The organism is Pseudomonas sp. 273, assembly GCF_029201425.1.
In the GTDB taxonomy this organism is placed as follows: domain Bacteria; phylum Pseudomonadota; class Gammaproteobacteria; order Pseudomonadales; family Pseudomonadaceae; genus Pseudomonas; species Pseudomonas delhiensis.
The window spans coordinates 5,614,065-5,626,176 of record NZ_CP116775.1 but is presented as its reverse complement, the minus strand read 5'-3'; the positions used below and the strand labels follow the sequence as shown (position 1 = coordinate 5,626,176).

The 12,112-nt window shown below is 69.1% G+C and carries 10 protein-coding genes and 2 pseudogenes; 4 read left to right on the top strand and 8 right to left on the bottom strand.

Going from position 1 to position 12,112, the window contains the following annotated elements; all coding sequences use genetic code 11:
* Positions 1-29: 29 nt before the first annotated feature.
* A pseudogene (lpxO, locus tag PKO50_RS25675) lies at positions 30-928 on the bottom strand (lipid A hydroxylase LpxO).
* Between the two features lie 144 nt (positions 929-1,072).
* Between lpxO and PKO50_RS25670 the strand changes: the two are divergent.
* Genes PKO50_RS25670 through PKO50_RS25660 form a run of 3 tightly spaced genes read left to right on the top strand, consistent with a single transcriptional unit; the run spans position 1,073 to position 3,425 of the window.
* A complete protein-coding gene (locus PKO50_RS25670; RefSeq protein ID WP_275627613.1) occupies positions 1,073-1,828 on the top strand; it encodes a 5-oxoprolinase subunit PxpA in 756 nt (251 codons plus the stop codon).
* Complete coding sequence (gene pxpB / locus PKO50_RS25665; RefSeq protein WP_275627612.1) at positions 1,825-2,502, top strand: 5-oxoprolinase subunit PxpB; 678 nt, start codon at positions 1,825-1,827, stop codon at positions 2,500-2,502. The genes PKO50_RS25670 and pxpB overlap by 4 nt, the downstream gene beginning before the upstream one ends.
* The gene (locus PKO50_RS25660) at positions 2,499-3,425 is read left to right on the top strand and encodes a biotin-dependent carboxyltransferase family protein (protein ID WP_109932844.1); all 927 of its coding nucleotides are present in this window, start codon (positions 2,499-2,501) and stop codon (positions 3,423-3,425) included. The genes pxpB and PKO50_RS25660 overlap by 4 nt, the downstream gene beginning before the upstream one ends.
* Here PKO50_RS25660 and PKO50_RS25655 read toward each other — a convergent pair.
* Positions 3,422-3,903, bottom strand: a pseudogene (locus PKO50_RS25655) (Lrp/AsnC family transcriptional regulator). The gene PKO50_RS25660 and the pseudogene PKO50_RS25655 sit on opposite strands and share 4 nt — an antisense overlap.
* A gap of 137 nt (positions 3,904-4,040) precedes the next feature.
* Here PKO50_RS25655 and PKO50_RS25650 point away from each other — a divergent pair.
* The gene (locus tag PKO50_RS25650) at positions 4,041-4,667 is read left to right on the top strand and encodes a LysE family translocator (RefSeq protein WP_275627611.1); all 627 of its coding nucleotides are present in this window, start codon (positions 4,041-4,043) and stop codon (positions 4,665-4,667) included.
* A 302-nt stretch (positions 4,668-4,969) separates the two neighbouring features.
* Here the strand turns inward: PKO50_RS25650 and PKO50_RS25645 are convergent, their stop codons facing one another.
* The 6 genes from PKO50_RS25645 to PKO50_RS25620 all read right to left on the bottom strand — a co-directional run bounded on the left by PKO50_RS25645 (position 4,970) and on the right by PKO50_RS25620 (position 12,007).
* Positions 4,970-5,941: a peptide ABC transporter ATP-binding protein gene (locus PKO50_RS25645; protein ID WP_109932850.1), complete on the bottom strand. Its 972-nt coding sequence runs from the start codon at positions 5,939-5,941 to the stop codon at positions 4,970-4,972.
* Positions 5,941-6,912, bottom strand: a complete 972-nt coding sequence (locus PKO50_RS25640) for an ABC transporter ATP-binding protein (protein WP_109932852.1) — start codon at positions 6,910-6,912, stop codon at positions 5,941-5,943. The genes PKO50_RS25645 and PKO50_RS25640 overlap by 1 nt, the downstream gene beginning before the upstream one ends.
* 124 nt (positions 6,913-7,036) lie before the next feature.
* On the bottom strand, positions 7,037-7,948 hold the full coding sequence (locus tag PKO50_RS25635; protein ID WP_275627610.1) for an ABC transporter permease subunit: 912 nt from the start codon (positions 7,946-7,948) through the stop codon (positions 7,037-7,039).
* Between the two features lie 10 nt (positions 7,949-7,958).
* On the bottom strand, positions 7,959-8,969 hold the full coding sequence (locus PKO50_RS25630; RefSeq protein ID WP_275627609.1) for an ABC transporter permease subunit: 1,011 nt from the start codon (positions 8,967-8,969) through the stop codon (positions 7,959-7,961).
* Positions 8,970-9,033: 64 nt separating this feature from the next.
* Positions 9,034-10,617, bottom strand: coding sequence for an ABC transporter substrate-binding protein (locus PKO50_RS25625; RefSeq protein ID WP_275627608.1), 1,584 nt, complete (start codon positions 10,615-10,617; stop codon positions 9,034-9,036).
* Between the two features lie 10 nt (positions 10,618-10,627).
* Positions 10,628-12,007, bottom strand: a complete 1,380-nt coding sequence (locus PKO50_RS25620; RefSeq protein WP_275627607.1) for an OprD family porin — start codon at positions 12,005-12,007, stop codon at positions 10,628-10,630.
* Between the last annotated feature and the right edge of the window lie 105 nt (positions 12,008-12,112).

The window sequence follows — 12,112 nt, the reverse complement described above, 5'->3', positions numbered from 1 at the left end:
GCCTGTAGCCTACCGCCTGCAGCCGCCCTTCAGATCCAGAGAATGAACGCCAGGATCGCCCCGAAGAACGTCCACTTCTGCAGGTAGTACAGCTTGCGGTTGCGCTTCTTCAGTGCCTTGCCCTGCAGGCGGATCTTGTACAGCGTGCCGAAGGCGCGGTTGATGCCGCCGGTCTTGTCGCCGGCGTCGTTGGGCGAGGCCGCGGCGGCCATCACGTTGCGGCTGAACCAGCGGTTGAAGGCCTGCGCCCAGCGGTACTTCAGCGGCCGCTCGACGTCGCAGAAGAGGATCACCCGGTCGTGCCCGGTGGTGTTCTCGGCGTAGTGGATGTAGGTCTCGTCGAACACCACGGCCTCGCCGTCCTTCCACGAATAGCGCTGGCCATCGACCTCGATGAAGCAGCCCTCGTCGTTCGGGGTGAACAGCCCCAGGTGGTAGCGCAGCGAGCCGGCGTAAGGGTCGCGGTGGCGCACCAGGCGCGAGCCCGGCGGCAGCTCGGCGAACATCGCCGCCTTCACCGAGGGGATTTCCCGCAGCAGCGCGGTGGTCTGCGGGCAGACCACGTCGGCCGAGGGGTGGGCGTCGTCGTACCACTTCAGGTAGAAGCGCTTCCAGCCGGTCTTGAAGAAGGAGTTGAAGCCGACGTCGTTGTACTGCTCGGAGCGCTTGATGCTGCCGGCCTCGCGCAGGCGCAGGGCCTCGGCGCGGATGACTTCCCAGTTGTCGGTGAGCTTCTGCATCTCCGGGAAGGCGTTGGGTGTCAGGTAGGGGTGTTGGGTACCTTGGAGAACAGGTACATGAAGCAGTTCAGCGGGGCGAGGAAGCTGGAGTGGTCGCTCAACTGCCGGGACAGCTTGTGACGGACCTTGCCACGCACGTGCACATAGACGATGCAGGCCGCGTAGGCCGCCAGGATCAGGGCTTTCATCTTCGATTCGATGGCTTTCGGCGGGAGGAAGCGGAGGATATTACTCCCCTGAATCGTTACTGAATATTCCTAAGACTAAATGATGGCCCTCTGGTTTACCCTAGGGATGTTTCCGAAACTCGCCGGCGAAGTCGAGGCAGTATCATGACCGATCAGTCAACCCGCATCCTGCTCAACTGCGACATGGGGGAAAGCTACGGCGCCTGGCGCATGGGCGACGACGTCCACGCCATGCCGCTGATCGACCAGGCCAACCTGGCCTGCGGCTTCCATGCCGGCGACCCGCTGACCCTTCAGCGCACCGTGCGCCTGGCGGTGGAACAGGGCGTGAGCATAGGCGCGCACCCGTCCTACCCCGACCTGGCCGGCTTCGGCCGCCGCCACATGAGCTGCTCGCCGGAAGAGGTGCAGGCCCTGGTGCTGTACCAGGTGGGCGCGCTGGACGCCTTCTGCCGCGCCGCCGGCACCCGCGTCGACTACGTGAAGCCCCACGGTGCGCTGTACAACGACCTGGTCCGCGACGACGCCCTGCTGGCCGCGGTGCTCGACGCCTGCTCGGCCTACCGCAAGGGCCTGCCGCTGATGGTCCTGGCCCTGGCCGACAACCGCCGCGAACTGGCCCTGGCCGATGCGGCCGACGTGCCGCTGATGTTCGAGGCCTTCGCCGACCGCGCCTACCTGCCCGACGGCCAGCTGGCCCCGCGGCGCCTGGCCGGCGCGGTGCACCACGAGCCGCAGCGCATCCTCGACCAGGCCCTGGCCATCGCCCGCGGCGAGCCCTTCCCGGACATCGACGGCAACCCCCTGCGGCTGCGCGCCGACAGCCTCTGCGTACATGGCGACAACCCCGAATCCCTGGCGGTGCTGCGGCGCCTGCGTGGCCTGCTGGACGCCGCATGATCCGCGTCGAGCCCTTCGGCGCCGAAGCCCTGCTGCTGACCCTGGCCGAACGCCCGGACGCGCACCTGCCGCTGCGCATCGCCGCCCTGGCCGAACGCCTGCGCGCGGCCCTGGGCGCGCTGCTGACCGACCTGGTGCCGGGCTGGACCACCCTGCTGCTGCACTACGACCTGCGTCGCACCGACGCCCTCGACCTGCAGCGCCGCCTGGCGCCCCTGCTGGCGGGCTGGCCCGGCCCCGAGCCGGACGACGCCGCCGGCCGCCTGCACGAAATCCCGGTGTGGTACGCCGGCGAGGACCTGGCGGAAGTGGCGCGGGCCTGCGGCCTGGGCACCGGGCAGGTGATCGAGCTGCACTGCGCCCGCGAGTACCGCGTGGGTGCCATCGGTTTCGCCCCGGGCTTCGCCTACCTGGGCGAGCTGGACGAGCGCCTGGCCCTGCCGCGCCGGGCCCGGCCGCGCACCCGCGTGCCGGCCGGCAGCCTGGCCATCGCCGAGCGGCAGACCGCGGTCTATCCACAGGCCTCGCCGGGCGGCTGGCACCTGCTGGGGCTCACCGCGCAACGCCTGTTCGATCCACGACGCGAGCCACCCTGCCCGCTGGCAGTCGGCGACCTGGTGCGCTTCCTGCCCATCGACGAAGCCGCCTTCCGCCGCGCCGGAGGACGCCCATGAGCGGCCTGCGGGTGCTCAGGGCCGGGCCGCTGAGCCTGTTGCAGGACGCCGGCCGCCATGGCTGGCAGCACCTCGGGGTATCGCCGGGCGGGGCTGTGGATATCGATTCCGCGGCCTGGGCCAACCATCTGCTGGGCAATGCCTGGGGCACGCCGCTGCTGGAAGTGGCCCTGGGCGGCCTGCGCCTGCGGGCCGAGGTGGACTGCTGGCTGGCGCTGTGCGGTGCGCAGTTACCGGTTCGGGTGGATGGCGAAGCGCGTCCCGGCTGGTCGCGCTTCATTGTGCATGCCGGGCAGGAACTGGAACTGGGCTTCGCCGCCAGCGGCCAGCGCGCCTACCTGGCGGTGGCGGGCGGCTTCCATGTCGAACCGGTGCTGGGCAGCATCGCCACCCAGCGCCGCGAGGGCCTGGGCGGCCTGCACGGCGACGGCCGGGCGCTGGCGGAGGGCGACCTGCTGCCCTGCGCGGCCAGCGGCGAAGCCTTCGCGCGCGGCGCCAGCGTGCCCTGGCCCTACGTGCCGGACTACCGCGAGACGCCCGTGCTGCGCGTGCTGCACGGTGGCGATGCGGACGCCTTCGAGCCCGGGCAGCGCGCGGCTTTCTTCCGCCGCGCCTGGCAGCTCAGCCCGCAGTCCGACCGCATGGGCGCGCGCCTGCAGGGCGAGCCGCTGTGCGCGCCGCGCCGGCAGTGGTCGCTGGGCATGGTCCGCGGCGCCATCCAGGTGCCGCCGGACGGCCAGCCCATCGTCCTGCTGGCCGACCACCAGAGCATGGGCGGCTACCCGCTGCTCGGCTTCGTCCACCCCCTGGACCTGGGCCGTCTGGCGCAGTGCCCGGCCCACGCCGAGGTGCGCTTCGCCGAGACGACCCTGGAAGCGGCCCAGGACGAACTGCGGCGGTTCTACCGTTTCTTCCGCGGCTAGCGGGGCAGGTGCTGCAGGGGCAGCGGCGCCGATTCCTTGAGGGTGCTGATGGCGAAGTTGCTGCGGATGTCGCTCACCCCGGGCAGCTTCAGCAGGGTGCCGGTGAGGAAGCGCTCGTAGGCGCGCAGGTCCGGCACCACCACTTGCAGCAGGAAGTCCGACTCGCCGGAGACCAGGTGCACCGAGATCACCTCGGGCAGGTCGATCACCGCCTGGCGGAAGGCCTCGGCCTGTTCCTCGTGGTGGCGCTCCACCTTGATCCCGACGAACACCGTCAGGCCCAGGCCGACCTGGTCGCGGTCCAGGTCGGCGCCGTAGCGGCGGATCACCCCGGCCTCCTCCAGCAGGCGCACGCGGCGCAGGCAGGGGAGGGCGACAGGCCGATGGCCTCGGCCAGCTGCACGTTGCTCAGGCGGCCGTCGCGCTGCAGCGCGGCGAGGATGCGGTGGTCGTAGGCGTCCAGTTTGTGGTTTGGCATATCTGGCCAGCTTTCAGGATTTGGATTGGCAGATCATGCCAAAACTACCTGAGCTGGCAAGCCGAATACGCAAGCACCTGCCCTGGCCGTCGGGCATAGAATCCTTGACCGGAATCCCTTCCTGCGGAGTGCGAACCATGGATTTCGGCGTCTTCCTGCTAGCCCTGGCGATGGTCTACCTGTTGCCCGGGCCGGACATGCTCCTGCTGCTGCACACCGGCGCCAGCCGCGGCGGCCGCGCGGCCCTGGTCACCGCCCTGGGCCTGGCCACGGCGCGGGCCTGCCACGTGGCGCTGGCCGGTGCCGGGCTGGCCCTGCTGTTCCGCAGCGTGCCCTGGACCTTCGATGCGGTGCGCCTGGCCGGCGCGGCCTACCTGGCGTGGCTGGGGCTGCGCATGTTGCTGGGGCGGCCGTCGTTGGCGGGTATCGAGCTTGTGGCCGAGGTCCAGGCGCGGAGTTGGCGGCGGGCCTTTGGCAATGGGTTGTTGACCAATCTGCTCAATCCCAAGGCGTTGCTCTTCTGTTCGGTGTTGTTGCCGCAGTTCGTGCGGCCGGATGCGGGGCCGTTGGCGTTGCAGTTTGGCGTGCTGGGGGCGGTGCTGGTGTTGGTGGGCTTGGCTTTCGACGGTTTCTACGCGCTGAGCGGGGCGCGGTTGGGGCGTTGGCTGGAGCGGCATGCCTTGGCGCAGCGGGTGCAGCAGTGGGCCTTTGCTTCCCTGCTGATCGGGTTCGGGGCGCGGTTGGCATTGTTGAGGGAGGTGTAGGAGTGAGCTTGCTCGCGAAGGGATTTCGCCGGGGGCTGTGGGGTTGGGCGGGTTCGCGAGCAAGCTCGCTCCTACAAGAGGAGGTGGGTGTGTGGGGGTGTTGTGGATTACAGGGAGGCTCCGTTCCCCTCACCCCAGCCCTCTCCCGGAGGGAGAGGGGGCCGTTCGGAGTGCGCTGATAATTCGGCGTTAGCCGGACGCTGTGCTATCCGGCTGAAACCTTACCTCCAGCCGGCACGGACAAGCTCCCTCTCCCTTCAGGGAGAGGGAACGGGACCCAGCACGAGCACCACCGTCCCCGGCTACCCCAGAAACTGCTCCGCATGGTGACAAGCCACTTGCCGCTCATCCAGCGGCCGCAGCGCCGGCACCTCCACCTTGCAACGCTCCGTCGCATAGGGGCAGCGCTTGTGGAAGGCGCAGCCGCTGGGCGGGTTGAGCGGGTTGGGCAGCTCGCCCTGGATCTTGATCTTCGGCTTGCCCGGGTCCGGGTGGATCGCCGGGGTGGCCGAGAGCAGGGCGCGGGTGTAGGGATGCAGCGGGCGTTCGTAGAGCTTGTCCGCCGGGCCCATTTCCGCCGGGCGGCCGAGGTACATCACCAGCACGTCGTCGGCCACGTGGCGCACCACCGCCAGGTTGTGGGAGATGAACACGTAGGCGGTGCCGAACTCTTCCTGCAGGTCCATGAACAGGTTGAGCACCTGGGCCTGGATCGACACGTCCAGCGCCGAGGTCGGCTCGTCGGCCACCAGCACCTTGGGCTGCAGCATCATGGCGCGGGCCAGGGCGATGCGCTGGCGCTGGCCGCCGGAGAACATGTGCGGGTAGCGCTGGTAGTGCTCCGGGCGCAGGCCCACCTGCTGCATCATCGCCTGCACCCGCTCGCGGCGTTCGCCGCGCGACAGGCTGGTGTTGATCAGCAGCGGTTCGCCGAGCTGGTCGCCGATCTTCTGCCGCGGGTTGAGCGAGGCGTAGGGGTTCTGGAACACCATCTGCACGTCGCGGCGCAATTGCCTGCGCTGCTCGTGGCTGGCGCCCTTCACCTCGTGCCCGGCGATGCGCAGGGAGCCGGAGGTGGGTTCCTCGATCAGCGTCAGGGCGCGGGCCAGGGTGGACTTGCCGCAGCCGGATTCGCCGACCACCGCCAGGGTCTTGCCGGCCTGCAGTTCGAAGGACACGCCGTTGAGGGCGCGGACCAGGGCGTGGGGCTTGAACAGGCCCTGGGCGATGTCGTAGTGGCGGGTCAGGTCGCGGGCGGTCAGTACGGCTTCCATCAGACCACCTCCTTGAGGTTCAGCGGGTAGTAGCAGCGCACCGCGCCGCGGACGTGGGGTTCCAGGGCCGGGCGAGTGGCGCGGCAGTCGTCGTGCACGTAGGGGCAGCGCGGCGACAGCAGGCAGCCCTGCGGGCGGTCGTAGCGGCCGGGGACGATGCCGGGCAGGGTGGCCAGGCGCTCCAGGCCTGCGCTGTGCTCGGGAATCGCCTTGAGCAGCGCCTCGGTGTAGGGGTGGGTGGGCAGGTCGAACAGCGCCGGCACCTGGCCGATCTCCACCGCCTGGCCCGCATACATCACGCAGACGCGCTGGGCGGTCTCGGCGACCACGGCGAGGTCGTGGGTGATCAGGATCAGCGCCATGCCCTCGTCGCGCTGCAGGTTCAGCAGCAGTTCCATGATCTGCGCCTGGATGGTCACGTCCAGTGCCGTGGTGGGCTCGTCGGCGATCAGCAGCTTGGGCTCGCCGGCGATGGCCATGGCGATGGCCACGCGCTGGCTCATACCGCCGGAGAGCTGGTGCGGGTAGGCGTCCAGGCGCTGGGCGGCGCCGGGGATCTCGACCTTCTCCAGCAGCTCCAGGGCGCGCTGGCGCGCGGCCTTGCCGCGCAGGCCGAGGTGCAGCCTGAGCACTTCCTCGATCTGGAAGCCCACGGTGTAGCTGGGGTTGAGGGCGGTCATCGGGTCCTGGAAGACCATGGCGATGTCCTTGCCGACGATGCGCCGGCGCTCGCGGCCCTTGAGCCTGAGCATGTCGCTGCCGTCGAAGCGCAGGGTGTCGGCGGTGATGCGCCCGGGGGCGTCGATCAGGCCCATCAGCGCCATCATGGTCACCGACTTGCCGGAGCCGGACTCGCCGACGATGGCCAGCACCTCGCCCTTGTCGACGTTCAGGTCGAGGCCGTCGACCACGGGTACGGCGTCGGCGCCGCCGAAGCGCACCGAGAGGTTGCGGATTTCCAGGAGGCTCATACGGCGGTCTCCAGCGTGTTGCTCTTGTAGGAGCGAGCTTGCTCGCGAACGGCGGCAGGGAGGAAAGGCAGGTTCGCGAGCAAGCTCGCTCCTACGAAAAGCGCAGTCTTCATCGGGGTCATCCTCACGCCGCGCTCTTGAGTTTCGGGTCCAGCGCGTCGCGCAGGCCGTCGCCCACCAGGTTGATCGCCAGCACGCTGAGCAGGATGGCCAGGCCCGGCAGGCTCACCACCCACCAGGCGCGCTCGATGTAGTCGCGCGCCGAGGCCAGCATGGTGCCCCACTCCGGGGTCGGCGGCTGCACGCCGAGGCCGAGGAAGCCCAGGGCGGCGGCGTCGAGGATGGCCGAGGAGAAGCTCAGAGTGGCCTGGACGATCAGCGGCGCCATGCAGTTGGGCAGCACGGTGACGAACATCAGCCGCCAGATGCCGGCGCCGGCCAGGCGCGAGGCGGTGACGTAGTCGCGGTTGACCTCGCCGAGCACCGCCGCGCGGGTCAGGCGCACGTAGGAGGGCAGCGAGACCACGGCGATGGCGATCACGGTATTGAACAGCCCTGGGCCGAGCACCGCGACTATGGCCACCGCCAGCAGCAGCGAGGGTAGCGCCAGCATGATGTCCATCAGGCGCATGATCACCGGGCCCAGGCGGGTCGGCGAGAAGCCGGCGACCAGGCCCAGCACCAGCCCCGGCAGCAGCGAGATGACCACCGAGCTCAGGGCGATCAGCAGCGACAGGCGGGCGCCGAAGATCAGCCGCGAGAGCATGTCGCGGCCCACTTCGTCGGTGCCCAGCAGGAACTGCCCGGTGCCGCCCTCCAGCCACACCGGCGGGGTGAGCAGGAAGTCGCGGAACTGCTCGCTGGGGTCGTGGGGCGCCACCCAGGGCGCGAACAGCGCGCAGAAGACGATCAGCACCATGAACGCCAGGCCGCCCACCGCACCCTTGTTGTGCGCGAAGGCTTGCCAGAACTCTTTCAGGGGCGAGGGGTAGACCAGGCTCGGGTCGCCGGCGGGAGCGTTTTGCATGGAATTCATCGCGGGCTCCTCAGCGTTGGTGGCGAATGCGCGGGTTGACCAGGCCGTAGAGGATGTCCACGGTGAAGTTGACCAGGATCACCAGGGTGGCGACCAGCAGGATGCCGTTCTGCACCACCGGGTAGTCGCGGCGGCTGATGGCGTCGATCAGCCACTTGCCGATGCCCGGCCAGGAGAAGATGGTCTCGGTCAGCACGGCGCCGGCCAGCAGCGCGCCGACCTGCAGGCCGAACACGGTGAGCACCGGGATCATGGCGTTGCGCAGGGCGTGCACGAACACCACCCGGGCCGGCGACAGGCCCTTGGCGCGGGCGGTGCGCACGTAGTCCTCGCGCAGCACCTCGAGCATGGCCGAGCGGGTCATGCGGGCGATCACCGCCAGCGGGATGGTGCCCAGCACGATGGCCGGCAGCACCAGGTGGTGCAGGGCGTCGAGGAAGGCGCCCTGCTCGTCGGAGAGCAGGGTGTCGATGAGCATGAAGCCGGTCACAGGCTCAATGTCGTAGAGCAGGTCCAGGCGCCCGGACACCGGCGTCCAGCCGAGGGTCACGGAGAACAGCATGATGAGGATCAGGCCCCACCAGAAGATCGGCATCGAGTAGCCGGCCAGGGAGATGGTCATCACCCCGTGGTCGAAGATCGAGCCGCGCTTGAGCGCCGCGATCACCCCGGCCAGCAGGCCGAAGGTGCCGGCGAACAGCATGGCCGCGATGGCCAGCTCCAGGGTCGCCGGGAACAGCGTGAGGAACTCGTGCCAGACGCTGTCGCGGGTGACCAGGGATTCGCCGAGGTTGCCCTGGGCGAGGTTGCCGATGTAGTCCAGGTACTGCTGGTACAGCGGCTTGTCCAGGCCCAGGCGGTGCATGGCCTCGGCGTGCATCTGCGGGTCGACGCGGCGCTCGCCCATCATCACCTCGACCGGGTCGCCGGGGATCATGCGGATCAGCGCGAAGGTCAGCAGCGTGACGCCGAAGAAAGTGGGGATGAGCAGGCCGAAGCGGCGTGCGATGAAACTCAGCATGGTGGTGGAGCACTCCTCATCGCGCGGCTGCCCGCAGGGGTAGGGCGGGCGCCGCTTTTTCTTGTCACTTCACCCGGGTTTCGGCGAAGTTGTTATTGCTCAGCGGGCTGATGGTGTAGCCCTCGATGTTGCTGCGGCGCACATTGAACAGCTTAGGATGCGCCAGGGGAATCCAGGGGGCCTGTTCGTGGAATATCTTTGTCGCCTTTTCATAAAGTTCCTGCCGTTTCGACCGCTCGTCGGTGCGCCGGGCCTGCTGGATCAGTGATTCGAAGGCCGCATCGCACCAGCGCGCCTGGTTTTCCCCGGACTTCGCCGCCGCGCAGCTGAGGTTCGGGCTGAGGAAGTTGTCCGGGTCGCCGTTGTCGCCGGCCCAGCCGAGCAGCGAGAGGTCGTGCTCGCCGGCCTTGGAGCGCTTGAGCAGCTCGCCCCATTCCAGCGAACGGATCTGCAAGGCGATGCCGACCTTGGCCAGGTCCGCCTGCATCATCTGTGCCGCCAGCGCCGGGTTGGGGATGGTCGGCGAGCTGCCGTTGCGGATGAACAGCGTCAGCTTCAGGCCGTCCACCCCGGCTTCCTCGAGCAGGGCCCGGGCGCGCTCGGGGTCGTGCGGCCAGTCCTGCAGTGCCTCGTTGTAGCCCAGCAGGGTGGACGGATAGGGGTTGATGGCCGGGGTCGCGGCGCCGGGGCCGAACACCGCGGCGAGCAGGGCCGGCTTGTCGATGGCCAGGTTGATGGCCTGGCGCACGCGCACGTCGTCCAGCGGCTTGTGCTGGGTGTTGAGGGCCACGTAGGTGGTCAGCAGGGCGTCGGTGCTGTCCACCTCCAGGCCCGCCTCCTTCTGCAACTGCGGCACGTCGGCGGGCTTGGGGTAGAGCGCCACCTGGCACTCGCCGCGGCGCAGCTTCTGCATGCGCACGTTGGGGTCCAGGGTGATGGCGAACACCAGGTTGTCGATCGCCGGCTTGCCGCCGAAGTAGTCCGGGTTGGCCTTGTAGCGCACCTGGGCGTCGCGGGCGTAGCGGCTGAAGACGAAGGGCCCGGTGCCGATGGGCTGGGTATTGAGCTGCTCCGGCTTGCCGGCCTTGAGCAGCTGGTCGCCGTATTCGGCCGAGTAGATGGAGGCGAAGCCCATGGCCATGTCGGCGAGGAAGGGCGCCTCCGGGTGGTTGAGGGTGAAGCGCACGGTCAACTCGTCGAGCTTGTCCACCGACTTGATCAGCTCGCCCATGCCCATGGCTTCGAAGTAGGGGTAGCCGCGCGGCGCCGAGGCGTGCCAGGGGTGTTGCGGGTCCAGGGCGCGGCGGAAGCTCCAGAGCACGTCGTCGGCGTTCAGGGTGCGGCTGGGCTTGAAGTACTCGGTGCTGTGGAACTTCACCCCCGGGCGCAGGTGGAAGCTGTAGGTCAGCCCGTCGGGGCTGACCTCCCAGCTTTGCGCCAGTGCCGGCACTACCTCGGTGGTGCCCGGGCGGAACGCCACCAGGCGGCTGAACACCGTCTCGGCGGCGGCGTCGGCGGTGACCGCGCCGGTGTACTGGACGATGTCGAAGCCTTCCGGGCTGGCCTCGGTGCAGACCACCAGGTTCTGCGCCAGCGCGGGGCCGGCGCCAAGGGCCAGGAGCAGGGGCAGGTAGCGCGGGACGGGCATGCAGGTTCTCCTACAGCAGATCGAAGGGGAAGGTGCTGACCAGGCGGACTTCGTCGACGCTGCCGTCGACCTGGTTCTGGCTGGCCAGGTGCTTCATGTACATCAGGCGGAACCTGCTGCGCTTGAGCGGGCCGTCCTGGATCACGTAGGTGCCCATCAGGCCCAGTTCGTGGTGCTTCTCGCCGTCCTGGCCACGGACTTCAGCGTAGTTGCCGTAGGCGCCGTTGCGGTCCCCGTCGTAGTGGGTGCCGTCGATGTCCCAGCCCTTGGCGTACCACACCGCGGTGCTCAGGCCGGGCACGCCGTAGGGCGCGAAGTCGGTGCCGTAGCGCAGTTGCACGGATTTCTCGTTGGGCCCGTTGTAGTCCGACAGCAGCGAGTTGGCCAGGTAGATGGCCGAGGTTTCGTGCACGTAGTCGAAGTACTCGTTGCCGTCGACCTGCTGCCAGCCGAGCATCAGCGAGTGGGCGCCGCGGCTGAGGGTGAAGGCCAGGCTCCAGGTGTCGTTGTCGATGTAGCCGGCCTCGCGGTTGCCGGTGTCGCGGGTGCTGTAGAGGTTGAAACTGGTGTTCAGGGCCAGGCTCTGGGCATCGCCCAGGTCGTGGGAGAAGCCGAGGTAGTACTGGTTCCAGACGTCCTCGAAGTGCCCGCCGTAGGCCGTCACCGAGAGGTTGTCGGCGACCTTGTAGGTGCCGCCGAGGTAACTGTAGCGGTCGCCCTTGACCTGGCGCGTGCCGTACTCGGTGGTGAGGTCCTCGTCGCCCGCCCCGGTGCGCGGGCTGGCGCGGGTGAAGCTGCCGCCCTGCAGCGAGAGGCCGGCCAGTTCCTCGCTGAGCAGGCCGACGCCGTTGAAGCTCGACGGCAGGGCGCGGTTGTCGATGCTGTTGAACACCGGCGTCTCGACCTGGAAGCGCCCGGCCTTGAGCTCGGTGTTGGAGACCCGCAGGCGCAGGTTGGCGATGCCCATCTTCGACCACTCGTCCACCGCCTCGCCGTCGCTGTGGGCCAGGGTGCGGTTGCCGCCGCCGCCGATCACGCCCTTGCCGCGCTCCAGGTTGATGGCGTTGAAGCCGGCCAGGTCCAGGCCGAAGCCGACGGTGCCCTGGGTGTAGCCGGAGCTGTACTGGAGGATGGTGCCCTGGACCCAGGCGCGGCGGCTGTGGGTGAACTCCGAACCGCCCTCCTTGGGGATGCGGAAGCCGAAGCTGTCGTGCATCTGCTCGCGGGAGAAGAAGTTGCGCGTGCTCAGGGTCAGCTTCTGGCCTTCGACGAAGCCGCTGGCGCCGGCCTGGCCCTTGTCCGAATCGTCCTCGGCGGCCCAGGCCTGGCCGAGCAGCCCGGCGCCGATCGCCAGGCCCAGTACGGTGGGTTTGATGTAGGGACACTGCATGGGGTTGCTCCTTCTTTCTTCTTCGTTGTTGTTCGAAACGGCAAACGCATCCCGCCGCGCCTGCCGGGGCTGGCGCGCTGGGAGTGAGGCAGTGGCGAAACGAAG